Origin of the sequence: Caballeronia sordidicola, from assembly GCF_001544455.2 — a bacterium.
GTDB lineage: Bacteria > Pseudomonadota > Gammaproteobacteria > Burkholderiales > Burkholderiaceae > Caballeronia > Caballeronia sordidicola.
In genome coordinates this window covers 1-23,703 of the sequence record NZ_FCOC02000025.1, presented here as the reverse complement: position 1 = coordinate 23,703, position 23,703 = coordinate 1, and the positions used below count along the sequence as shown (strand labels likewise).

The 23,703-nt window shown below is 55.8% G+C and carries 14 protein-coding genes and 2 pseudogenes; 10 read left to right on the top strand and 6 right to left on the bottom strand.

The window, feature by feature from the left end:
* Positions 1–54: 54 nt before the first annotated feature.
* A complete protein-coding gene (locus AWB64_RS26675) occupies positions 55–1,470 on the bottom strand; it encodes a mannose-1-phosphate guanylyltransferase/mannose-6-phosphate isomerase (RefSeq protein ID WP_060858419.1) in 1,416 nt (471 codons plus the stop codon).
* Positions 1,471–2,344: 874 nt separating this feature from the next.
* Here AWB64_RS26675 and AWB64_RS26670 point away from each other — a divergent pair.
* From AWB64_RS26670 to AWB64_RS31750, 8 genes are all read left to right on the top strand, one after another.
* Positions 2,345–3,502, top strand: a complete 1,158-nt coding sequence (locus AWB64_RS26670) for a glycosyltransferase family 4 protein (protein WP_060858418.1) — start codon at positions 2,345–2,347, stop codon at positions 3,500–3,502.
* A 201-nt stretch (positions 3,503–3,703) separates the two neighbouring features.
* Positions 3,704–4,663 (top strand): NAD-dependent epimerase/dehydratase family protein, encoded by a 960-nt coding sequence (locus AWB64_RS26665; RefSeq protein WP_060858417.1) that lies wholly within the window; start codon positions 3,704–3,706, stop codon positions 4,661–4,663.
* 9 nt (positions 4,664–4,672) lie between these two features.
* On the top strand, positions 4,673–5,698 hold the full coding sequence (locus AWB64_RS26660) for an MraY family glycosyltransferase (protein ID WP_060858416.1): 1,026 nt from the start codon (positions 4,673–4,675) through the stop codon (positions 5,696–5,698).
* Complete coding sequence (locus AWB64_RS26655; RefSeq protein WP_060858415.1) at positions 5,688–7,556, top strand: polysaccharide biosynthesis protein; 1,869 nt, start codon at positions 5,688–5,690, stop codon at positions 7,554–7,556. Before AWB64_RS26660 ends, AWB64_RS26655 begins: the two co-directional genes overlap by 11 nt.
* Before the next feature lie 608 nt (positions 7,557–8,164).
* Positions 8,165–8,593 (top strand): transposase, encoded by a 429-nt coding sequence (locus tag AWB64_RS26650; protein ID WP_060858414.1) that lies wholly within the window; start codon positions 8,165–8,167, stop codon positions 8,591–8,593.
* Positions 8,569–8,919: an IS66 family insertion sequence element accessory protein TnpB gene (tnpB, locus tag AWB64_RS26645; protein WP_060858413.1), complete on the top strand. Its 351-nt coding sequence runs from the start codon at positions 8,569–8,571 to the stop codon at positions 8,917–8,919. Before AWB64_RS26650 ends, tnpB begins: the two co-directional genes overlap by 25 nt.
* 121 nt (positions 8,920–9,040) lie before the next feature.
* Positions 9,041–10,639, top strand: a complete 1,599-nt coding sequence (gene tnpC / locus AWB64_RS26640) for an IS66 family transposase (protein WP_060858412.1) — start codon at positions 9,041–9,043, stop codon at positions 10,637–10,639.
* A 907-nt stretch (positions 10,640–11,546) separates the two neighbouring features.
* Positions 11,547–11,726, top strand: coding sequence for a hypothetical protein (locus AWB64_RS31750; protein WP_157766714.1), 180 nt, complete (start codon positions 11,547–11,549; stop codon positions 11,724–11,726).
* Between the two features lie 746 nt (positions 11,727–12,472).
* Here the strand turns inward: AWB64_RS31750 and AWB64_RS26630 are convergent.
* The 4 genes and pseudogenes from AWB64_RS26630 to AWB64_RS26615 all read right to left on the bottom strand — a co-directional run bounded on the left by AWB64_RS26630 (position 12,473) and on the right by AWB64_RS26615 (position 17,884).
* Complete coding sequence (locus tag AWB64_RS26630; protein ID WP_157766713.1) at positions 12,473–12,928, bottom strand: hypothetical protein; 456 nt, start codon at positions 12,926–12,928, stop codon at positions 12,473–12,475.
* Between the two features lie 3,198 nt (positions 12,929–16,126).
* The gene (locus tag AWB64_RS26625) at positions 16,127–16,468 is read right to left on the bottom strand and encodes a hypothetical protein (RefSeq protein WP_060858409.1); all 342 of its coding nucleotides are present in this window, start codon (positions 16,466–16,468) and stop codon (positions 16,127–16,129) included.
* Between the two features lie 170 nt (positions 16,469–16,638).
* A pseudogene (locus tag AWB64_RS26620) lies at positions 16,639–17,092 on the bottom strand (zinc-finger-containing protein).
* A gap of 327 nt (positions 17,093–17,419) precedes the next feature.
* The gene (locus tag AWB64_RS26615; RefSeq protein ID WP_157766712.1) at positions 17,420–17,884 is read right to left on the bottom strand and encodes a hypothetical protein; all 465 of its coding nucleotides are present in this window, start codon (positions 17,882–17,884) and stop codon (positions 17,420–17,422) included.
* Between the two features lie 2,212 nt (positions 17,885–20,096).
* Here AWB64_RS26615 and AWB64_RS26600 point away from each other — a divergent pair.
* Positions 20,097–21,311: an integrase domain-containing protein gene (locus tag AWB64_RS26600; RefSeq protein ID WP_082850638.1), complete on the top strand. Its 1,215-nt coding sequence runs from the start codon at positions 20,097–20,099 to the stop codon at positions 21,309–21,311.
* 796 nt (positions 21,312–22,107) lie between these two features.
* Here AWB64_RS26600 and AWB64_RS26590 read toward each other — a convergent pair.
* Positions 22,108–23,127 carry an IS110 family RNA-guided transposase gene (locus AWB64_RS26590; protein ID WP_060858404.1) on the bottom strand — a complete coding sequence of 340 codons (1,020 nt, stop codon included), beginning with the start codon at positions 23,125–23,127 and terminating at the stop codon, positions 22,108–22,110.
* A 248-nt stretch (positions 23,128–23,375) separates the two neighbouring features.
* Between AWB64_RS26590 and AWB64_RS26585 the strand changes: the two are divergent.
* Positions 23,376–23,703: pseudogene (locus AWB64_RS26585) on the top strand (helix-turn-helix domain-containing protein); the annotation flags it as partial.

Below are 23,703 nucleotides of genomic sequence, written 5' to 3'. Positions count from 1 at the left end.
TAATGGAAACCGCAAGCCCCGGCGAGATGCCGTTGCTCGACCGTACTGCGATTATCAGGTGCGCCCGTAGATGTCCTGGAATCGGACGATATCGTCTTCACCCAAGTACGGTCCGCTTTGAACCTCGATCATGACGAGGCTCAGGATGCCCGGGTTTTCAAGCCGATGTCTGTGGCCTGCAGGAATGTAGGTGGACTCATTGGTATTGATGAGCAGTTCCGCGTCGCCATTCACCACCTTCGCCATGCCGCGCACGACGATCCAATGCTCGCTGCGGTGATGGTGCATTTGCAGGCTCAGGCTCGCCCCCGGCTTCACTTCGATGCGTTTGATTTTGAAATCGTTGCCTTCCTCGAGAACGGTATACGTGCCCCATGGCCTGTGCACCGTCCGATGCAGACGGTAAGCCTCATGGCCCTTGATCTTCAACTGTGAGTAGATCTGCTTGACGTCCTGGGCACTTGACTTGTGAGCGACAAGAACCGCGTCCGGGGTGTCGATCAGGATCAAATCGTCCACGCCAACCGCGCCCATGAGCCGGTCATTACTGTGGATGATGCAGTTGTGGGTGTTGTGCATGAGCACGTCGCCCTGGATTCGGTTGCCGTTTGTATCCGGCTCGTCCAGATTACCTAGCGCAGTCCAGGAGCCGATGTCGCTCCAGCCCACATTGCACGGAACAACAGCGATTTGATCAGACTTCTCCATGATGGCGTAGTCGATCGACAAGTCCGGCACCAGCTTGAATGTGTTGGCGTCCAGCTCCAACTGGGTGTATCCCTTGCCTTCGGCCGACCGCGACTGCCTGGCGCAAGCGGCCGTGGCGTCAAGAATGTCCGGGCAGTGCAGCTTCATCTGCGCCAGCATTGCGCCCGCAGCGAAACAGAACATGCCCGAATTCCAGAGGAAGCGCCCAGAGTCCACATATTCCCGAGCTACCTCGATTGATGGTTTTTCGACAAATCGAATCACCGTGTTGCCTTCCGCCTCGATGTAGCCATAACCCGTCTCAGGGCTATCAGGATGAATGCCGAAGGTCACCAGTTTGCCTGATGCCGCTAGTTGGCTCGCCGTCCGTACGGCCTTCTCAAACGCCGCTTGGTCCGCGATCACATGATCTGCAGCGAGCACCAGCATGAGCGCGTCCGGGCCGTGTTTCTCGGCGACTTGCAGTGCGGCAATCGCGATGGCTGCGGCCGTATTGCGCCCGCAAGGTTCCAGCACGAAAGACACTGGTATCCCGGTCGTATTGACCGCGCGAAATTCATCTTGCGTGGCGAACAGCAGTTCACGGTTCGTGACGGTCAAAATTTCCGTCAGCCCTGAAAGCTGTGCACCCCGCAGGAAAGCCTTTTGCAAGAGACTCTGTCCGTCCGCCAGTCGGATAAACGGTTTTGGGTGAAGTTCGCGCGAAACGGGCCACAATCTGGAGCCAGCGCCGCCGCAAAGAATGGTCGTAATTAACTGCATGGACGTCCTTAGTAGGTCTTTTGGCTGTACGCCGTAAATGTGCTTATTGGTCGAAGGACAAAGTCAGATGCACTTTCACTATCGAGCGCGCCGGTCGTCGCTTAAGACTGCGTACGCGCGACATAACTGGGGAACGGGTAATGATGGAAAGTTCCTTTTGCGACCAACGCAGCCCGCGTCGTTTAATAAGACATAGGATTGTGTGCTGAACGCTCATTCAGCCATGCGACCGGTGGAGCGTTGACAAAAGGGACGCAGCATTTCGAGATCCAGCGGGGCAGTGTAGCGCACCAGCTTAACGGCTCGATAACTTGCCAGCCGCGCGCGGCCAACAACCGGCGCGTGTCACAATAAATGGGTCGGGCGAACTCGCTGGGGCGTTTCCCGCATCGGTTTTCGCGCTAACACCCTTTGCTGACTAAGCTTGGAGTATAGCAAACGCAATTAGAGCCCGGCAATTCCGGGCGCCCTGTAGACGTCGGATTTCACTCAGAAACGTCTCAGTTACATCTCAGTTGTAACAAAAAAAATCCTCTTTGCTTTAACTGCGATCTCTTTGCTTAAAAGTTGCGCAGATTGCAATCCGCACAACACTTGCTGGCGCCATTGCGTAATTCTTTCTAAAATAGTTACCTGCGGTAAAATCAGCCGCGGTACTGGTCGGCAACGGATGCTTTCGTACCCACGCTTGCGTCGCTTGCTGGTTGCCGCATCGTGTCCCCCGTGGTGGGTCAGCGCCGCAGGTACGTACCTAGAGTTGTTTGCGCGGGTTTACACATAAAAACGAAAACGCACGATTGAAGCTATTAAGGCTTTCAGAAGAAGATCGTCGGGCCACTCGTGCCTGGGATCAGCCGTGCAACAGGACTTGAGAATGCACATCGGATTCGATATTTCGCAGACCGGTTCCGGGAAGGCTGGCTGCGGTTATTTTGCGCATGCGTTGGCCCACGCCATGATCAACATCGCGCCTGAGCACAATTTTTCGCTTTATCCGAGCTTCGGCGATTTCTACTTTGACGCCCTGATGCCGGTCATGAATCCTTATTCGGGAAGGAGCGTTGAGTATGGTCCCCGCCATCTCACGCGAGAGACCGCACGCGCATTCTGGACCAGCGAGGACGCCGAGCAGTCAATCGGCTCGCCCGATATCGTCCATTCGAACAACTTCTGGTCGCCATTGCAAATGACGTCAAGCCGGCTGATCTACACGTTCTACGATATGGGTTTTCTCATCGACCCAACGTGGACCACCGAGGCCAACCGGCTTGGATGCTTTGAGGGCGTCTTTCGTTCATCGGTCACGGCCGATTGGGTCGTGGCGATCTCCGAAGCTTCCCGTGTGCACTACCTGAAGGTCTTTCCGCATTTCCCGGAAGATCGAATCCGCGTGATCTATCCGTGTTCGCGCTTCGCGGATTCATCGGCGGTGGGCAAGCGCCCGAAGGCGCTCGACGGTATCCCGGCGGAGGGTTTCTGGTTGAATGTGGGTACGGTTGAGCCCAGAAAGAACCAGCGGCGTCTGGCGCAAAGCTACGCTGACTATCTCGAAGCTGGCGGCGAGCCCATGCCTCTCGTGCTGGCCGGTGGCAAGGGCTGGCTCATGGAGGATTTCCAGAAGCATCTGGCCGAGCTTGGTATTGAAGCGCAGGTCGTGATGACCGGCTATGTGACGGACGAAGAGTTGATCTGGCTATACAGGAACTGCTACGCGAATCTTTACCCGTCACTGTTTGAAGGCTTCGGACTGCCGGTCCTCGAAGGGATGCAGTTTGGTGCGCCGACTATCACCACCACTTCGAGCTCGGTACCCGAGGTAGCGGGCGATGCCGCAATCCTGTTGGACCCCGAGGACACAAATGGCTGGACGCAAGCCATGCTTCGACTTGTAGCGAATCGCAACGAGCGGGACGCACTGAGCATTGCATCCGTGAAGCGGGCCGGGCAGTTCGACTGGCAGCGGAGTGCAGGCGATCTGCTGCAGCTTTACGAAGATGCAGTGGCGTTGCCGAAACGACAGGTAACGAAATGAGAGCAGTGGTTACCTTATAGTCAATGCCGCTTGATAGACTCTCGAAAATCATCACAGTTATTTCCGGCCGTTTGCAAAGCAGCCTTTCGGGATACTACAGAACTGAGGTCTATCGATGCCATGTTTCAGTACCAATGCCAGCAGGTCCTGTTGTCCTCCGCCTGCGTCTCGTAGCATCCGCAGTGGCCGTGAAGGGTGTCCATGAGCGCTGCCGTCCTCGTATCGGGCGCCAACGGATTCGTTGGGCGCACAGTAGTAAAAGCATTGATCGAACGAGGCGATGACGTCATCGGTCTGGTGCGGCGTCCGCAATCAGATATGCTGGGGGTGCGTGAATGGGTGCTTGAAGGGGACGGTTTTGCCGGCATCGAGGATCGCTGGCCTCCCAGCTACAGATGCGGCTCGGTCATTCATCTCGCCGCCCGCGTGCACATGATGCAGGACACTGCTACCGACCCGCTGGCCGCGTACCGGGAGACTAACGTCAGAGGGACTTTACGGCTTGCAAAAGCATCCCATGCGGCTGGCGCCCAGCGCTTTGTTTTTGTCAGTAGCGTCAAGGCGGTGGGCAATAGCGATCATGGCCGACCGCTGCGCGAGTTCGACCAACCCGCTCCGAATGACCCTTATGGCGTGTCTAAATTGGAAGCCGAGCAGGCGTTGCTTGCGTATGGTGTTGAAAGCGGTCTGGAAATCGTGATCGTGCGGCCGCCCCTGGTTTACGGCCCCGGGGTGCGGGCCAACTTCCTTCGGTTGATGCACGGGATCGCCGCGGGCGTTCCATTGCCCCTCGGCGCAATTCCTGCGCGGCGAAGCATGATTTTTGTCGGGAATCTCGCCCACGTTCTGATCCAGTGCGCAACTGATCCGCGCGCAGCCGGCCGCACTTTCAACGTCACGGATACCCATGACCTCACGGTAACCGAACTGGCTCGCATGCTGGCGGCGAAGTTGAACGCGCCCGCGCGGTTCTTGGCCGTTCCGGCATCGTGGCTTCGCTTCGCGGGCACGCTGACCCACAAGACAGAACAAGTGGAGCGGCTGATCAGCAGCCTGCAACTCGATACGAGCCTGATTTGCGAAGTCCTGAACTGGCACCCGCCTTATTCGACCGAGGAAGGTCTGTCGTTGACGGCGGCCTGGTATCGCTCGACACATTGAGACATCCGCATGCAGCTTGATTTGTCACACGCCGGTACGGCGGTCGATGCGTTCATTTGCGTACTCATAGGCGTGTGCGTGAGTGCGGTCATTTTGTGGACGTTACTTAAGACCGGGCTGGCGTGGCAGTTGGCCACTGATATCCCGAATGACCGCTCTCTGCACACTCGTCCCACGCCACGCGTAGGTGGATGGGGCGTAGTGCCCGCGCTAGCGCTGGCCATTTTTCTCTATGCACCCGATTTTCGCCTGATTGCTTTCGGCGCGTTGTTGCTTGGCATGATTTCCCAGATCGATGACCGGCGTGGCTTGCCGGCACGCGTCCGCTTTGCGGCTCATGTCTTAGTGGTCGCCGCGGCGATCGCCTGGAGCACCGTCGATACCGCCTGGTGGCTAGCGCTGCTCGCGGTAGTTGCTCTGGTCTGGGTAGTCAATCTCTACAATTTCATGGACGGTTCTGACGGGCTGGCCGGCGGCATGGCGGTATCGGGCTTCGGTTTTTATGCGGTTGCCGCGCTTGCGGCTCAGCCTTCTTTGGCGGCTGCGGCAGCGGGTGTCGCGGGGGCGGGTATCGGATTCTTGATTTTTAATTCTCATCCGGCCAAGATATTTCTAGGCGATGCAGGTTCCATACCGCTCGGTTTCCTCGCCGGCGCGCTGGGTTTCTGGGGCTGGCAACACGGCGCGTGGCCTATCTGGTTCCCGGCGATGGCGTTCGCGCCATTCGTCGTCGACGCCACTGTGACGCTTGGCCGCCGCCTGGCGCGGGGTGAAAAGGTGTGGCTGGCGCATCGCGAACATTACTATCAGCGGCTGGTGCAAATGACCGGAAGCCATGTCCGGGTTGCCGTGGCGTATTACTTGCTTATGTTGGGAAGTGGCGGGGCGGCACTCACAGCACTTCACGTGCCTCTTGCAGTCCAATGGATGCTGTTCGGGGCCTGGTACGGTGCCCTGGCGATGGTTGGCTGGCAGATCGACCGCCGTTGGCGGCAATTCACCCTTACTCAAGATAAGCATAACGATGCGAATTAAGCCTTCATGGCTCTCTTTAGCGGCATTTGGATTCGATGTCGTAGCGGTGGTCGTCGCGTGGCTCGCTGCGTATTCCCTTCGCTTCAATGGCTCGGTTCCCGACGATTTCTGGCACGGCGCCATCATCGCGCTTGTGTGGGTCGTGGTCATCTATGCGGTGATGTTTCGCATTTTCGGGCTGTATCGCGGCATGTGGGTCTTCGCGAGCTTGCCAGACCTCATGCGGATATCGAAAGCCGTCGCGAGCGGGGCGCTGATAGTGGTGATCGGCGCGGCCATGTTGCAGCCGTTGCCTATCATTCCCCGGTCAGTTCTTATTGTGTCGCCGTTGCTGCTGTTCATGGCAACGGGCGGCTCGCGCGCGTTGTATCGGGCCGTGAAGGAGTTTTATCTTTACGGCGGGCTGATCGGCAAGGGCAAGCCGGTGATCGTGCTTGGCGCCGGCACCGCCGGCGCGAACCTCGTGCGCGAACTCGCGCGTTCCAGCGAATGGCGCCTTGTCGGCCTTCTCGACGACGACCCCGCCAAGTGCGGCCGCGAAATCCTTGGTCATAAGGTTCTGGGATCAATTGGCGAATTACCGCTCTGGGCAGAACAGCTCAAAGCCGATACCGCGATCATCGCGATTCCTTCCGCATCAGTCGGTGCCCAGCGCCGCGTCGCGACAATGTGTGTACGCGCGGGTGTTAAGGCGATGGTCTTGCCCGCACTAACCGTGCTCACGCAAGGCCAGGCGTTCCTTTCGCGCGTTCGTCAAATCGACCTTGAAGATTTGCTTGGCCGCGAACCGGTGAAGATCGACATGCCGCACGTGGAAGCACTGCTGCATGGCCGCGTGGTCATGGTGACGGGGGCGGGCGGGTCTATCGGTTCGGAGCTGTGTCGGCAGATCCTGCGCTTTTCGCCGGCGCAACTGGTTGCGTACGACCTGAGCGAATACGCGATGTATTTGCTGGTCGAAGAGTTGCATGAGCGGTTCCCGGAATTGTCGGTGATTCCAGTTATTGGCGACGCCAAGGATTCCCTGCTGCTCGACCAGACCATGTCGCGCTTTGCGCCGCATATTGTGTTTCACGCGGCGGCGTACAAGCATGTACCGCTCATGGAAGAGCAGAATGCATGGGCCGCGGTGCGCAATAACGTTCTGGGCACATTACGGGTGGCGCGCGCGGCAATTCGTCATCAAGTCAGCCATTTCGTGCTGATTTCCACCGACAAAGCCGTCAACCCGACCAACGTTATGGGCGCGAGCAAGCGGCTTGCGGAAATGGCGTGCCAGGCGCTGCAGCAAACCGCGCCACGCACGCAGTTCGAGACAGTGCGATTTGGCAACGTGCTAGGCAGCGCGGGCAGCGTGATTCCGAAATTCCAGCAGCAGATTGCGAAGGGTGGACCGGTGACGGTGACACACCCGGAAATCACGCGCTTTTTCATGACGATTCCCGAGGCCGCCCAATTGGTGTTGCAGGCGTCGAGCATGGGGCGCGGCGGCGAGATCTTTATTCTCGATATGGGTCAACCGGTGCGGATCGTAGACCTCGCGCGCGATTTGATTCGCTTATATGGTTTCACGGAGGAGCAGATCCGAATCGTTTTCACGGGTTTGCGCCCAGGCGAGAAGCTATACGAAGAATTGCTCGCCGATGACGAGACCACTACCCGTACACCGCATCCAAAATTACGCATCGCGCAAGCGCGCGGAGTTGCTGATCACTTTCTCGATGAACTGCTGCCGTGGCTAATGCAGCATCGCGTGTTGGCCGACGAAGAAGTGCGTCGTGACCTGCGGCGTTGGGTGCCTGAATATCAAACGTCTATCCAGCCGGTCTTGCAATCTATTCAGTCTGCGAATCGGTAATCCACCTCCGCATGCGATTTCGATAAGGTCCAGGCTCGGCAGGCTTAGCCGCTAGGGAGGGTCTGTTCAGATCCTACTCACCTCTGTTTTACCGTAAGGCGCTCCAGCACGTTACTTAGGACGTTTTCCACAAAGTCCGCATCGTCGGGGACATGCAACCTTCTTTTCGACGCAGCCCCGTCCATCGGCTCGCTCGCGTTAGTAAAGCCCTTCATCAAAAAGTCAACGGAGTTCGATTATGGACCTGAGGATATAGTAGACATTATGTAGTCCCGATTGATAGGTCACTACTCAACGCTAAAGCGCCGGAGATTTTTTTCGTAGAGGTTTCAAAGGAAGCTACCGTAAAAGGCACTCGACAGCATCTTAGCTCCGGGATTTGGCAAGGATCTCCGAAAAGTGCCAGGGCTACGACCTAGTTTCTCGCAACGTTGGTATGCGCAGCCTCTGAATACTTGACTTCATATTGGACGGGACATCATAAGTCGGCTCTCCATATGGTGAGCGAAAACAACCGGATGGAAAACCGTAAGCGGTCCGTTGTCAGCGTCTAGCGGAAGCGCCTCATAGTGGCGACCATATGTCCACGTAAATCAACGTGGACATCTATGACTGACATCACCTCAGAGTTAAAAGCGCGGCTTATTGTAGGCCGCAAGCAGGACGGTCGATGCGTGTACGACCCGAAAGCCAAGCGAGAACTGATCGAGGCCTGCAAGGTGCCGGGCGTGTCCGTCGCACGTCTCGCACTGGACCACGGATTAAACGCGAACTTGTTGCGTACGTGGGTTACGGCTGATAAAAAACGGCGGGCGAGCACCGGGATCGTGCCGGTGGCTAAGACCTTGAACCCGGCGGCAGCGGCTTTCATACCCGTGCTTCCAACTCAGGCCCAGCCAAGGGAGACTGCACCTCGCTTGGAGATTCGATTTCCCAACGGCATCAAGGTTGAATTCGATGATGCTCGTGACGATCAGTTGCTGTCACTACTAACCACGCTGAGTACCTTGCCATGTTTCGATTCGACGAAGGCTTGAAGGTCTTCCTTCACCGCGACGCCATCGACGGTCGTAAAGGGATTAACGGGTTGGTTGCATTGGTCGAGCAAGCATTGAAACTCGACCCGTTCGCTCCCGCGGTTTATGCCTTTACCAACAAGCGGCGCGACCGTGTAAAGCTCGTCCTGTGGAACCGAACGGGCTTCTGGCTATTGATCAAACGGTTAGAGGCAGACCGCTTTGCATGGCCCCGCGAGGCGGCAGTTCTTGAGCTGACGGTGGAACAGTTGCACTGGCTGCTCGACGGTGTCGACCTGGCGGCCATGAAGAAGCATTCGGCCCGTCACTACATGCGCGCGAGCTAGCCGCGCTCACGCGTACGACCGGTGCATCTCGTTCATTGTCTGTCCCATCCACGAGACGCCGGTCAGATGTTTAGAAATTCCCGTAAACCTACGAAGGCTCGCGATTGGCTATTGTTACGCCATGGCCCGCGACATTCACAAACCCCACTCGATCACCGCCGAAGAGCTCACCGAGCTCATCGCTGAGCGTGATGCGGCGCTTGCCGATAGCCGAGCGTTGCGCGGCGAACTACGGGTGACCAAGGTCGAACGCGACCTTCTCAAGGAACAACTCAAAGCGTTCCAGCGCCAGTTGTTTGGCGCCAAGAGCGAAGCACGTAGTGCTGAGCAGCGGGACCTGTTTCTGAACGAAGCCGAAGCGCTTGCCCCCACCGCAGCGACGGCGCCGGCACAATCTGACGAAGCTGAAACTGAGGTCGCGGGTCATAAACGTAAGAAGCCCGGTCGAAAGCCGCTCGATCCTGCTCTGCTGCGTGAAGTGATTCGCTACGAATTGCCCGAATCAGAACGTACCTGCCCAAACGACGGCACGACGTTGATCGAGATCGGCGTCGAAGTCAGCGAGCAGCTTGACATCGTTCCACAGCAAGTACGGGTGATTCGTCACGAGCGCGTGAAGTACGCGTGCGCAGAGTGTGACCAGGGCATCAAGGTTACGCCGGCGCGTTTGCGCATCATCTCGAAGGGTTTGTTCACCGAAGCGGCGCTGGCCTGGTTCGTGGTGTCGAAGTTCGTGGATGGGTTGCCGCTGTACCGCATTGCGGCGCTGCTCAAACGCTTTGGCGGTGACATCTCGCGCAATACGCTTGCGGCCAGTGTCGTGCGCCTGGGGGAGGCGGTGCAGCCCATCATCAATTTATTGCGGGATCACTTACTCGACAGCGAGATTGTGTTCGGTGACGAGACCACCGTGCAAGTGCTCAAGGAGCCTGGGCGAGCGGCGCAAACCAAGAGCTATATGTGGTGCCAAATCAACGGCAGCGGGCGACCCGTGCGGCTCTTCGGATATGCACCCGGGCGTGGCACGCAACACGGGTCAAACCTATGGGCAGGCATGCGCCACGGCGCCGTGCTGATGAGCGACGGCTACGAACCATACAACGCGATCGCGCAAACCCATGGCGCCGTGCATTTAGGTTGCTGGGTTCACGCGAGACGTTACTTCGTGAAAGCGGAAGACGGGTTACCCAAAGAGGCGCGTGGTGTACATCAGCCGTCCACGCAATTCATCCATCTCATTGCCAAGCTCTATGCGGCGGAGTCGCACGCGCATAAGAAGTCCAACTGGCGAGCGCGCTTACGTCGGCGCTACAGTCGTGCAGTGCTCACGGAAATCAAGAGACTCCTTGACCACCATCTCGATACGACTGCGCCGAGCGGAAAATTAGGCGAAGCCCTGAAATATCTTGCCGGTCAGTGGCCAAAACTGATTCGCTATGTGGAAAACGAAGCGTGGCCCATTGATAACAATCCAGCTGAGAATTCGATTCGTCCATTTGTAGTCGGACGCCGAGCATGGTTATTCGCTGACTCTGTGGGTGGGGCTAAAGCGAGCGCGAACCTGTACTCGCTCGTCCAAACGTGTGTCGCAAATCGTGTCGACGCTTATCGATATCTGGTCGACCTATTTACGGCGCTGCCCTATGCCAAGACCGCCGACGACTACGAGGCCTTGTTGCCTTGGAACCTCGGCAAACCCGAACGGGATGCCTCGGCATAATCTATTCCAGTCCGAGGTGTGTCCTTCACCGACCGCTTACGGAAAACCTATGTCGCCCTTCGAGTACGTACGTGCCGCATATCGCCTTCGCCGTAAGCTCGCGGTTGAACTACTTATGTTATTGGCGCTCGCTGTAATTGTCACTTATCACGTAATGACCGGTTCAGTCTTGGACTGCGTCTTGCGTTGAGTCCAGAGGCCATCACAGCCGGTGAAGACGGGTGACCCTCGATCATCAACACTGCCCTGCAGTGGTCGACGAAACGCACATCTACGCATTCAAATTTTCGAAAATGTTCAGGATAGTTTGGAAGTACCCTGTCGTCCACTCAGAATGTCCCCGTCAGAGCATCACGGCTATATGTATTAATACGTCTCCTTTCTAATGCCGCTAACGCAGCGCTCGCTGCGAGGGCCCGCTAGTGATAGAACTCTGTGCCCACTTCATCTTTTTGCGTCGCACGTGATGTTGCTGAGATAACAGACGTCAAGTGGTGTATTGCATCTTCGCTAACCTAAACAAAATTCACACGGAATCAGGTTGTGTCGGAAATTTCGTTATGCAAAACAAAGGAGGAAGGTGTCGTTGAACCTTATAAGGCGGTGCCCATCTTCGTGCTGAATTGCCGTCTCCCGTTCCATAAAAAAATTCCCACGGTTAGGATAATTCTTAGCTCTCTCAGAGCTGGTTGAGCTGCGCGGGCACTTCGTCGATATTTAAAAAATTTAGTTATCCTATCTATTAGGTATTCGATTTGTTAAATACGTATGAATTTGTCGAGGTTTGCGACCACGCGTCGACTAATCGGGATTCAAAAAAGATGCCTCTATACCGTACTTGTTCCAGCCTTGACTTTCGCCGTGGCCTGCGACGATGAAGAAATCGGGTCTGCTATTGGAGCACCCGATGTCAACCATCGATTGGAGCAACACTATGACGTTACTAACAAGTCTTCGCGAGCTTGACTGGACTCGCGGCATTCGATTCTGGATTCTTGTCGCAGCGATTTTCGCCACGTCAGAAACCGCATTTTTATTCCGGCGTGCGGCGCTCATGCATCGTAAGGGCGGGGGCGACAATGTATAGTAGATTTATAGGACTACATTGGATCGTTCGCCGTGTGATTCTCGCCGTGATGTTCTATGTGATTTTCGCGGTCGATATCGGTTGTTTCCCTAAAAGCGATTTCACAGTTTCGCTTATGCTAGTTTCTTTGGGCGGTCTGTATCTCGCGATCGGCCTAGGTCGACCAACCCTCATCTTCATTCGCCTATTGCTCAAGGTCATGATCATCTTGCATTATTGGGTGAATCGATAATCTAGAAAGAGAAGGATGATGTTCAGCCAGCGCCTGCTTTTCTTGTAGTAGGGCGTTGGCCAAATCGTGGGAATGATAGCTAAACTATCGAAAAACCGTTGACCGGTAAGCAAATTACCCCGCTCTTGGCGGCAGGCATGAACCCCATGGTATCGCTGCCGTCACGACCGCGCCGAAAGCGTCTGTCTACAAAGCGGCGTGCGCAACCCTCGGGAAATGCGGTAGTGATATTTCTGCCGTCTCAGTTGCTGGGTTTGCGTACAGCGACGCGACGCCGGGAACGGATATATTTCGTTTTGGATTTGGGCGCGGGACATCTAAAAAAAAGCCGCGCCCGTACAGGGCGCGGCGCGTTCTAATTCACCTATTGGCGGTAACAAAAACGGGCGCTACTCTTCTTGACGCGCTCGTCGCCGATGGTCCTGCTCGATCCTGCGACCGTTGTGAGAAGTCCATGCGAAAAATAAAGCTATTAAAGCTGCTGCACCAATCACCCCAATAGAAAAGTTCATCGTTAATCCCTCTTGCAGTAAAAACCTGCGATGCCAAGAAGAGCGGCGCAAATCAAGAAACTAGCGACATCCTCAACTGCGGCGAGATTCCAATTCGTTACAGAAGCTGCGCTCCAGCAGGCCCCCGCCAACGAGGCGACGCTAAGCAGATGAGCCAGGTGCCCGTTTGAGTGCCGCTGGGGTCGATTAGGCGCGAAGATTGATCGAAATCCTTCGACATGAATCCGATCTTTCTCGCGCGCGAGGATATGTTTTCCGTCACTGCCTTGGACCACTGAGAAATCGTGCCCGCTCAAACTGATCGAGATAAAGGGTGCGGCTTCGGTTTTCGCCATTTCTAGAAAGATTACTGTCAGGCGGGAGCTGAAATGCACCTCGCGGGTCGTTGGGTCCAGCGAAACGCGGTCTTTAATGATAGTGCCGCATGAATATCGGATCGTCACTGGAACAAGCTTCATTACGTTAAACCTCTTCGGAAATGCGAGCATTCTCCCCGACGGGAGTTCTCCCGCGGGGTTAGCGCTACAAATTACATAGCGCGGAAAAAAAGCTGAAGGGCTGGCCAATTACAAGAGATAAATCTTCGGAGCGACGATTGCACGATCGTCGCAACGAGCGCACTTCCGCTGTCGCCTAGTCGCTGGGAGCTTCAGTCGATACCATCTAAAAGATTGCTTAAAATACGAGTGACGAGACGTAAAAGCTTCGCCGGAGTTCGATGCGCGTCAGCGCGGGGATTCACAGAGTATAGAGTTCCGACGACGTGTCTTAGTTTGCAAAGCTCGCAAAAACCACATGCCTTTCTCGTCGAATCATCGATTTTGGCACTTCGGCATACCGAAGGCGGACGATCTGCGTGGTCCTACTAGCCCAATTTTCAGCCCCCTTATACCTCATGATTACCCACATCTTGGTGTGCGAAGGCTTGAGTCGATGCTTGTAAATAAGCGGAAGCGAGATTGGCTTGTGTGCGTCCTGTTTGTTATCCGCCGATGTGGCTGTGGCCGCGTAGTTGGCTTCATGTGACGTGCTTTTTTAATTTAATTACGTTTTCGGTGCGGCAGACGCGCTTAATTTGGCTAGTTTGAAGCTGCCCCCCCACCACGGCATATAACCCATAAAAAAACGGCGTCGCCGTAAGGTATTGTTTTTATAGCGAAATCGCTCGTTAAAAAAAGTGCTAGTCGGAGAAAGCTGTGGATGTTTGTCCGGCAAAAGCGCCCACCGCTTGATAGCCGTCCGCTGACAGTGGTTGACACCAACCCTTCAGATAAACGCCACGCGTCTAGTAGCCCGCACATACGATCGACCCTCCCGAGATGGCCTGTACTGTTCCCTTTCATGCGCATTGCTCAAGCAGTGTGGGCGTGCAGTCCAACCCAAGGCTTTTCCCAATCCAAACTTGGGAGGCCAAACTCCATCGCGGCATGCGCACTTGCACTGCAAGTGCTCGTAGATTATCGCGGCCGGCTCGCCGGTAAGCCAGTCACTAACCGAGGCTCTTATCTTCGCTGCGTTTGTAGCCGAGGAGGGACGCGCTCGACGTTGCGCGAAATATGGCGTGCCGCCGAGCGTGCCCACGAGGAGGCATTCAAAAAGGTCGGGCCACGAGCCTAGACAAAGTCAATGAAATCTGGTGCCCACTGGGTTGGTACCTTCGTGACTTGACCCGCACGTAATTGCCGCTGTTGACGCGCCGTTTATTCTTGATCCGCTATCTCGAACGTCTGACGACAGGGAAATGCGCGCCGCCGTTTGCGCAATGCCCGCGCCGTAACCTAGGGTGACATCCTCACGCCGCGCACAGGCTCCGCAAAAAGTCGCCCCTTGGAAATATTCACAAAGCCAGCCTTACGGCTCATCCTAAGCTCTCCACGCAATGACAAGCGCTGTAATGGCCCAGATGCAAAGTGAACGGTCTGCACCACTTTGGAACAGATCATGATGTGGTCAGTTTTTGCGTGCAAAAATTAATAAGTATTTGAATATTATAGGGATTGACAGGATTTCTAGCGTGGTGCGGTCTGGACACAACACGCTCAAAACGCCGCACCACTTGACCCACCCATACCGGTTACGGTCATCATTGCCAAAGCCCGCAAATCGAATTGCGGGCGAGGCGGTCGTGAGGTTGCCGATAAAGCAACCTCGGATTTGCTCATTCGTTCATCTGGACAATCCCGCGCGCTTACACCTTCCATACCTTGTACGGCATGGGCGGCCTCGTGCGCTTCGTTGGTTTGCCCGCCGGATGCAGAATGTGCGGTTCTCTCGATACCTTCCTAGCGCGTTCGCGAGCACCGAACACTAAAGCAAGCCCCGAAGAAATAGATCTGAGCCGATCGCGCGTCAAGCTCTCCGCACGAGATAGTCGTGGCCCGGCATTCGAATCCGCTGTCTCGGGCACAATCACGCTCGGTGTGCAATTTACACACTTGTGTGCACGCTAGCCAAAGTGGACGAATCTCACGCCTCGCGTTCCTTCGCCAATCGATGGTCTGCCTTTCCCGAGACCCCTTATACGGCGTATAAGGGGTAATTGAGAAAGCTATGGAAAAACATATCCCTTTCCGAGCGAAACATTACGAAATACTGTCAAATATTAAATAATCTCTGTCCCGCCCGGTAGATAATGTCCTTTAGGCGACGGTGCCTCGTTGACCGTCTGCTCCGGCTGTTCTCTTCCGAATGTGCGCTGCCCAACTGGAACAGGCGCGTTTTCGCGGTGAGCACAGACTAACAAATCACGACGACTGCTCGCCTGACGATTTCAGCCGGCAACAAGTTGGTGAATAGTGCAGGGTTTCTTTTCGATATGCCGCGCCGTTTTCGGTTATCGGTAATCCTTCTTAAAGACTCGAAGCTCGAGATGCTGTCGCTCGGCGCTTTCGTAACGGCTCGTTAGTTTAAGCGTCGATGCGGCTGCCATTCGCGTTGGTCGGCATTATCAAGCGATCGCGCAGAACGTTTCTTATGCTTCGCGAGAAATACGATCCACGCAGCGCACGAGTGACCCACTTAGGCGAGGCGTGATCATTGCGGTATTCGTAGGCGCTAGTGCAATTGCGAACCGCCATCGCGGACGCCGCCGCAGTCGTCACAATGATTTTGGGGCAACAGGTATGCCGCACGGCAACACGCGTTCAAAACGCTAGCCTTTCAGACCCCTGAGCAGTGATCAGGGGGAATCGGAACTGAAAATGTCTGAGTGGTTGACGAGCACGCTTACGGCCGAAACGCAGGCGTAGTTTCATGCAGAGTCCTGCCGACATTTTATTCGCTGAGACCGGCGCGCTTGATCGTGACGGATTGCGCTACGCCTGTCGCCCAGGTTCAGATCTTTGAACGGGGCGACTTACCGGAGATCACGCCCCTGCGTGGCAATGGAAAGGTTTTCACCGAGCCTATTGAAATGCGGGCTGAGCGAAGGACTCACCTCGGCGTTTCTGGTTTGCCTGACATATACGGCGGGCCGGTTCCTGTGCAGGTGCCGTAGTTCGCGGGTTCTCCGGGCGTCGACTACGCCGCTACCACGGGCGATGAAAGCGTCGGTCGGACAAACGGTGGAGGTAATTTGCTGAACCCGGCAAACGCTGGCCTTATTTGGCAAAGACAAACCCCGGCCTCGTGTCAGGTTTTGTCGTTTACAGGAACGTTCAGGCGCGTTTCTTTTGCGGCAGCGGCTCGGGTTCGCCGGCTTTTAGTCGCTCGAGGCGCTCGCTCGCCCCTGCGAGCACACCAAGTGGGGCGCCGTCGAGTTGCGCGTCGTGCATTGCCAAGACAGTCGCGACGCGGGCGCAGCCATCGGCATCGATCTGCCAGATGGCTTCGTCCCGACCTTTCACGAACGCCGCGTTCAGTGCGGCTTCAGCGTCGAGCCACGTTTGGCGCGAGATTTGACCGTATCCCGCCTCGGCGACGAACGAGGTCAGAATCAGAATTTCGGTCAGTGACTGCACGCCATTTAGCCAACCGTGCCCGTCGATCAGCGCTTGCAACGCGCAGTGGGCATGCAGCGAGAGAAGATCCGCCTCCCGTTTAGTGATTGGAACGAGAGAAAGTTTCGCGAGGCGCGCGCGGGTAGCTTGCGGGCTGCGGTTAAAGGGAAGGGTACGGGCCAATGAATAGGAAAAAGGGTTACGTTCACCGGTTAACGAACGGTGGATGCTTATGCTGAAGGGGCGTGATCCAGACGCGAACGCCCGAACTGCTCAATGACGCCGACCGCTGCACGACATTGGTCCGCGTCGAGTTGGTGGATCGTGCACGCTTTCTCGTCAATCTGCAGGGCATTCGCGAGCCACCGATAGCCTTTTGCGCGCGCCTCGAAGATTGATATTGCGTCGCGCCGCGCTTTTGTCACGGCCATCGGTTCGAGCGCTGCATGCAGCTTTGCCTTCCACTCGCGAAGCTCGGCATTCGCAAGTCGCCCAAGCGGCACGTTCCGGGTACTGCGCGAGTAAGCTCCGATCCACGCTTGACAGACCTCACAGAGCCACCGCGTGCCGCAGTCCTCGCGATACTGATAGCCCTGGCTTCCGAAGCTAGCCAATACTGCGGGCGCACCACAGTATTGGCAAATGACGTTGAGGTAACGGCTTGACCGGACGGGCGACGCGCATGGTGATCTGAGTTTCAGGAGACCCTGATCGGCACTCAGGGTCTCGCGGCACATTGTTTTTTATAAGTGTTTGATTATAAATAAGAAGATTCGAAAAATCCCCCGGATAACAAAATAAAAAATCTGGAAAACGTTTTTCGGGCATTCCGGGCTTCCGTCATCTGTTTTGACGGTCGGGTGCTGCAAAAGAGATACGTTTTATAGCGTCTTTGTGAGAAAGACCCTGTACGGCGATCAGGGTGTCGCCTCTTTCAAACCACGCAAAGTGCAAAGGGGCGCTCGATTCCCCCCAGCAGCCGCATCCAAGTCTCTGAACCGCTAAGGCCAGCTATGACGGGCTATCGACATTTGCGCTCGAAGTATCCGGATGGGTGTTAAGAAAGCCGCCCTCGACGTTGGCACAGGCGGATGCGCAATTGGACGTCTGCACGCGATATTCCGCTTCCAGAATACATGGCGCACTGGCGTACATCCAAAAAAACCGCGGACTATGCACAGTCGCGGCATGCAATCCGATTGCCCTCTTGAGACGGTGGGCAATGAGCGACGAGAAAAAATAAAAACGACGACGGCCGTGGCCGGCGATGAGTGATTCAATCCAAAGACGCGAGTGCCGCAGGCCACTGCAGGTTTGGCGTGCCGTCGTCACCTTGACATTGCCGCCAAGCCGAGAAGATGGATTATCACCAATAAATCTTTCTTCCAATGCGCACAAATCATGTTTCTGCCTCCGCTTCATGCCTTGCCTTATTTGAACGTAACGTCGTCGCCTCGTGTCGGTTTCATCAAGCACTCACCATCAGTAGGACGCAATCGTATTCATACAAAGATTGTTTAAGATATTTCAATAGGACTACAGATCGAGTTAGACGTACTGACGAGCACGAACAATCGCATCGCGTTAATTGGGTCACGCAGGCATTGTCCGCGACGATCCGGCGGGCGGAGGCAGTACTATGAGGGGCCTTATTAAACGTCGGTTGGTCCTGAATCAACCGAAACGCCAGCCGTCAATGTTCGCTGATGCAGAACTCAGGCACCTGGACGCTGTGATTCGATATGCCGTCGTGCAGGCCGAAGGCGGCCGTCCTATCACTTTCAACCCCGACTACTGGCGCGAACGAATTCGAAACTTGGCACATGCATACGAGCTTGTTCCGGCTCAACGCATGCGTCTCAAGGGAATCCTCACACTCTTGGATTTGGCTCAAGATGCACTTGCCCCGTTTAACTATGACCGATGCAAATGACCTGGCGGGGCTTGTCCAAATCGGATGACGCGTAAACGCGGTCCAGATCATCGCCTCAACTTATGGGGCATCGCGTGCGCTAAGTCGGGCGAGAAAAGCGTCCTTGTGGCGTCGCCGAAACACTGTGCGGGACGTCCCAACATCCGGGCCCATTGCATGTCGTTCGGTTCGGTGATTGCGATGGGTCCGCTCTCCCGCATTGGTGCTTTCGGTGCTTTCGGCGTCTCCTGCGATGGCGTTCAGGCGGCGGCACAACCACAGCGTCGACGCGGTGTCAGAGCCCAACCCGACGAGCTTTCCTTCTCTACAATTCAGAGGATGACCCATTGAAGCCTTTAAAAGGGAAACCTTGTAGTTATCCGCATAAGGGTATCTCCAGCTCATGCGCAGGAGCTTTTTGACAAGGCTTGGCGCCGATTCAACTGGTGGTGCGACGCGACAACTGAGTGCGCAACTTGCTCCGTATTGTTTTTGGGCGGACGCTGCGACACCGCAGTGGGCGTGTCACCGCCATTGAGCGCCGTGTATGCCCCTGCATCACCCTATGGGTTGTGTCGGGAAACCTAAAAACGCGCGCGTAGCGGCTTCGTGGCTCACAGATAACGCTAATTTCAGCCGCTTGCGGCGAAAGACATAGCAAATTCGTGAGCTTTGCAAGTCAGTGCGCGCCGCACGTAGCGGTACGATTCATTCATACACCGCGCCATCGACGCATCGACCCGAGCCTGAGGGCCCCAACTCCGTTACAACGCTTTCCAATGAACGCCATCTTCATGAAAGACGTCCCAGACGTCCGCTACTTGCATCACGTGCCGCCGTCCCGACACCTGGACGTCCTAGGCATATCGACCGCCCATGATCCGCAGCTAAGCGCGGAGCGTGCGACTAAGAACGAGCGTGTGACCGGACTCACTGCCCTCGAGGACATTCAGCTCGCCCCTTCAGCATTGTCGCTGGGCATGGTGTGGGTTGCCCGATACACCGCGGCAACGATGCACCGGCTTGCCAGGGGTGGGAAACTTCATGTACGAAGCATGTACGAGTTTCCGAGAACTAATCGATCGGCACGCGCAGCCGAACCAAAATGCGCAAAAAGTATTGCTTAACTGCCGCCCTAGCGTGCGTCGGTTGAGTAGCCTAAGTCGGTATATCGACTTGGGACCATCGGAACGCAGCCGCTTCCCTGCGTCGGGTGGATCGAACAATCATCGCTAAAGTCCTGGAATGCAAGCGTGTAGTTCCTGCAACCCAACCGTCGTATCGATTGGCACGACGGTTTACCCAAAAGCTACGACAACAAACACGTCCGATTTAAAGCGTTGCGCCACTTGTTGAAAGTATCGAATTTAAAAATGGCTAAAAATAATCAGACCGGGCTTCTGTTCGATGGATAGCCGCATGCTTATGGCACGTTCACGTACGGGCCACCCTGGGTGTATTAAGTGCGATTAGTTTCGCGTCGGCGCGTCGACGAAGCACGCTTGTCGCTTGGTTTCGAAAACTGAGTGCCTTGGCCACGTATATGTGACGTGCTTTTCGACCATTGACAGAAAACGAAGCTCTACTGAGTGCACTTTCTTGTGCGGACTTGCTAGGCCTGACCCGCGTCTTATGGCCGGGTCGCATCCGCAGCCAACCTAGTGCCCCTTTCACGAATCGTGGCTTCGGATGTTGAAAAGTTTCAGTCAAAGTAAGTCTTTTTATTCCGATCTGTGCCGCCTTGATGCGGCTCCAACTTAATCAGAGGCATATCAAGTGAAAGTGGTTATCAATTTTCGCACCTTACTCGAACGGTCTGGTCTCCCCAAGCGCTTAACGGAGGAGCTTGAAAAGCTCTTCCAAAAATTTTTATCTAAAGCGCATAGTAAAACACGGGTGACGGCGAATGCCATCTCAATTAAAACACAGGAGCGGCGCCTCTTGTCTTTGATCGCTGGTTTCAAAGAGCTAAGGCGCGATGGCTTTGCAATCGAGACACCGTGGAATATCTCGAGCAAGCATATTCGGCATCTGGTTAATGTGTGGGTGATTAAAAATAAACAGAGCCCAGGGACGGTCGAAAACAAGCTCACGTATTGGCGCACGCTGGCTGCATGGATGGGCAAACACCAGTTGGTGGGTACGGTCGACGACTACATTGCACGCCCCGAAGGATACCGGCGGTATTACGTGGCGCAGCGGGACAAATCGTGGGAGGCGGCTAACGTGAATGTTGACGGGGTCATTGCACGCTTAACGCATAACGACCGATGGGTCGCACTTCAAGTCGAGCTGCAGTCTGCGTTTGGCCTGCGTGCACAAGAGAGCATGCTGCTGCGCCCACTTCAGTGTCTGCGCGTGTCTGGCCATCTTCACGTGGCCGATGGGACCAAAGGCGGGCGTGCGCGTGTGGTGCCCATTGATGCTGAGTGGCAGTATGACTTGCTTATTCGGGCTGCGCAGATGGCAAACCCCCGCACAGGCTCGATGATCCCCGAAACCCATACGCTCAAACAATGGTATCGCCATTTTTACAAGGTGTTGGGTGACGAGGGCGTATCGCAAAAGGGCCTAGGGGTGACGGTGCACGGTTTGCGCCACGCCTATTTGCAGCGCATGTACGAGCAAGTGACCGGCGTGCCCGCGCCGATTAAGCGTCCTGATCACAAACCCGATCCGCAATTGCACCAGTTAGCGATGGAAAAAATTGTCGCTGCGGCTGGACATGGATTGGCGACCAAGGCGAGTGCCTACATCTCTTCGTTTGCGGCAATCCGGAGGATTGATGCTCCGGTGGTGAGTTGCGAGCAGGCGCTCGTCGCGCTCGCGGCAGCAAAAGGCAATAAGTCGCACGCTGCAAAGTCACTGGGCATTTCTCGCCAGGCGCTGTATCGCGTGCTTTCTAAGGTAAGCGATCCAAGCGCTCACGTGAGCAGCGGACCAGAAACGCGTGACGACGATGACGACTCCGAGGAGAGCTTGACGGTCTAAAGTTCCGAGTCCCACGACGTGTCGTCCTTTTCGTTGGAGCGGCAGCTTGATGTTTAGCCACTTCTGCATGGAGGGCGATCGACGTGGCTCGCCGGCTGCTTGACTTTGTTCTTCTTTGCTTAGGCTGGTACGGTCTACTTCGAAGAGGAGATTGTCTTGGTCGGAACAGCTTTGAGCGATTGCATTGGTCGGCGTTGGGCCGAAGGTGCAACGGAACAACGTAAAGTAAATGCACCTTCGCGTATCCCCGATGGGGACAAGGCAGTGGAGCTCGTCTTGACCGTTTTCAAGCAAGCGCTGCGTCGCCTGGGGATAGGCGACTATGTGATACGACGCGGCCTGCGCTTTGTCCATGCGCTACATGCGCAGTGCGTAACTACGGATCTGGATATCGTGGTTGTGACATCATTCGGCGCGTTCGTCGTATGTGTAATGTCGTTTCAGGGAAGCGTCGAGCCAGGCCCCAACGTCGAGACATTGATCGCCGCGGGCCCGGGCGGTCACCCAAATTCCTCTATATGAACGGCCCCCTTTGCGCCGGGCTTTCTTGTGCGTTGAAGAACAGGATAGGTTGCAGCTCTATATGCGACCTTCTTGCAGCCGGTATAGCCGCTGCGGGTCTCTATGAAATCCGCTGACTCGTGCCTCATTCCGGGTGAGAGCTCGAAGCTCGCTGGAATTTCCAGGTTTCACGAATCCCGGTCTTACCTGTGCTGTCATTACACTCGATTGCCAACGCAACTTTACGACGGGATTATCCAACTCGATTGAACTGCTCGTTAAGCGGAATGCTTGCTCAAGCCGACTTCAGGCTGACATGATCTTTCGTGTACGGTCTGGCGTGCGCCAGTACTGCCCAGATGATTCGCGCCATCTTGTTAGCGAGCGCGACCATCACCACGTTCAGTGGTCTGCGCTTTTTCATCTGTTCGATCCATTCTGTAGGCTCCTTCGTGTGAAACAACACGCTACGAGCGCCATGAATTAGCAAGGTTCTCAAATAGGTGTCGCCACGCTTGCTGATCCCAAGCAGTTTTATTTTGCCGCCTGAGCCTGTTTGCCCAGGCACCAGACCAAGCCACGCTGCAAACTCGCGTCCCGATCTGAACGATTTCGGATCACCCATCGTAGCAACGGCAGCTGTCGCGGTCAGCAGGCCAACGCCGGGGATGGCAGCGATTGCATTGCACGCCTTGTCCTCTTTCATCCATGTCTGCAGGCGTCGTTCAATTTCGGCAATTTGTTTATCCAGTGCTGTCAGCCCGTTCCATTGTTCACGCAGGGTGTTGATTAGAATCGCCGGTAGACGATCGACCAACCGTTGCAACACACTTGGTATCGCCTTGTCCAACGCGGCGCGCCCCTGGGCCATCACTTCACCGTACTCAGTCAGCAAGCCACGGAGGCTATTGATCTGCATCGTGCGAAACTTCACGAGTTGCTGCCTCATCCGATGCAGCGCAAGAACGGCTTGCTGTGCCTCCGTCTTCACTGCAACCGCTTTGCTAGGCATTTGTGTTGCCATCCAGATTGCGCGCGCATCGGCAGCGTCATTTTTGTTGCCGGTATTGAAAGCCTTAACGAATTTAGCTGGCATCAGCTTTACCTCGTGACCCATTTCGATGAGCCGCCGTGCCCAATGTTGCGCACCGCTACAGGCTTCCATTCCGATCCTACAAGGCGCACGATTTGCGAAATGCTCCAGGAACACTGCGCGCTTAACCGGCTTGTTCACGATTTCACCGGTGTCTAGGTCGACCCAGTGCAACTGGATGACGTTTTTCGCAATGTCCACACCAACGGTCGTATGCTTCATTTTGGATTCTCCGGTTTGCCTGTGAAGATCTCCATCATCTAACGATTTGGGCACTTTTACGCGGTCGGCCGACGGAAGTGCGTCCCCCGCACGATCTTGTCGACGGGTGGGGGCCGTTCATTTCATTCCGGGTGTGGTCACTTCAAACTCCTCCACCCTTGGGCTCGAGCTAGGCAATTTGTAGCCGCTGGTCGCGCCGTGTAGCAGGACGTTATTTTTACCTCCTTGGCCAGCCTTGGAGGTGGGAGTTGAACGTCTTGAAGCAGCATCAGCAAAGTACCGTGTTCACGCTTCTGGAGCTCGGGAAGAGCCAGCGCGAGATTCACCGGATCACCGGAATCGAGCGCAAGACGATTCGCCGCTACATGGCGATCTTCGCGGCGCGCGCGTTTACGCCCGCAAATTCCCCCACCCCCGCGACCATCGGCTCAGAAGACGCGGGCCAAACTCCTCCACCGCCGCGACCACCGGCTTTTCAGGCAGCGGCCGTCAAGGAGCACAACTTCGATTTCGCCCGTTCATTGTGCGAGCCCCATCGGCAATGGATCGAAGAGCAAGTTCGCTTGCAACGAAACG

Excerpts from the sequence above, each read along its gene's own strand:
- AWB64_RS26675 (WP_060858419.1), bottom strand. The coding sequence starts at position 1,470 with ATGCAGTTAATTACGACCATTCTTTGCGGCGGCGCTGGCTCCAGATTG.
- AWB64_RS26670 (WP_060858418.1), top strand. The coding sequence starts at position 2,345 with ATGCACATCGGATTCGATATTTCGCAGACCGGTTCCGGGAAGGCTGGC.
- AWB64_RS26665 (WP_060858417.1), top strand. The coding sequence starts at position 3,704 with ATGAGCGCTGCCGTCCTCGTATCGGGCGCCAACGGATTCGTTGGGCGC.
- AWB64_RS26660 (WP_060858416.1), top strand. The coding sequence starts at position 4,673 with ATGCAGCTTGATTTGTCACACGCCGGTACGGCGGTCGATGCGTTCATT.
- AWB64_RS26655 (WP_060858415.1), top strand. The coding sequence starts at position 5,688 with ATGCGAATTAAGCCTTCATGGCTCTCTTTAGCGGCATTTGGATTCGAT.
- AWB64_RS26650 (WP_060858414.1), top strand. The coding sequence starts at position 8,165 with ATGACTGACATCACCTCAGAGTTAAAAGCGCGGCTTATTGTAGGCCGC.
- tnpB (WP_060858413.1), top strand. The coding sequence starts at position 8,569 with ATGTTTCGATTCGACGAAGGCTTGAAGGTCTTCCTTCACCGCGACGCC.
- tnpC (WP_060858412.1), top strand. The coding sequence starts at position 9,041 with ATGGCCCGCGACATTCACAAACCCCACTCGATCACCGCCGAAGAGCTC.
- AWB64_RS31750 (WP_157766714.1), top strand. The coding sequence starts at position 11,547 with ATGTCAACCATCGATTGGAGCAACACTATGACGTTACTAACAAGTCTT.
- AWB64_RS26630 (WP_157766713.1), bottom strand. The coding sequence starts at position 12,928 with ATGAAGCTTGTTCCAGTGACGATCCGATATTCATGCGGCACTATCATT.
- AWB64_RS26590 (WP_060858404.1), bottom strand. The coding sequence starts at position 23,127 with ATGAAGCATACGACCGTTGGTGTGGACATTGCGAAAAACGTCATCCAG.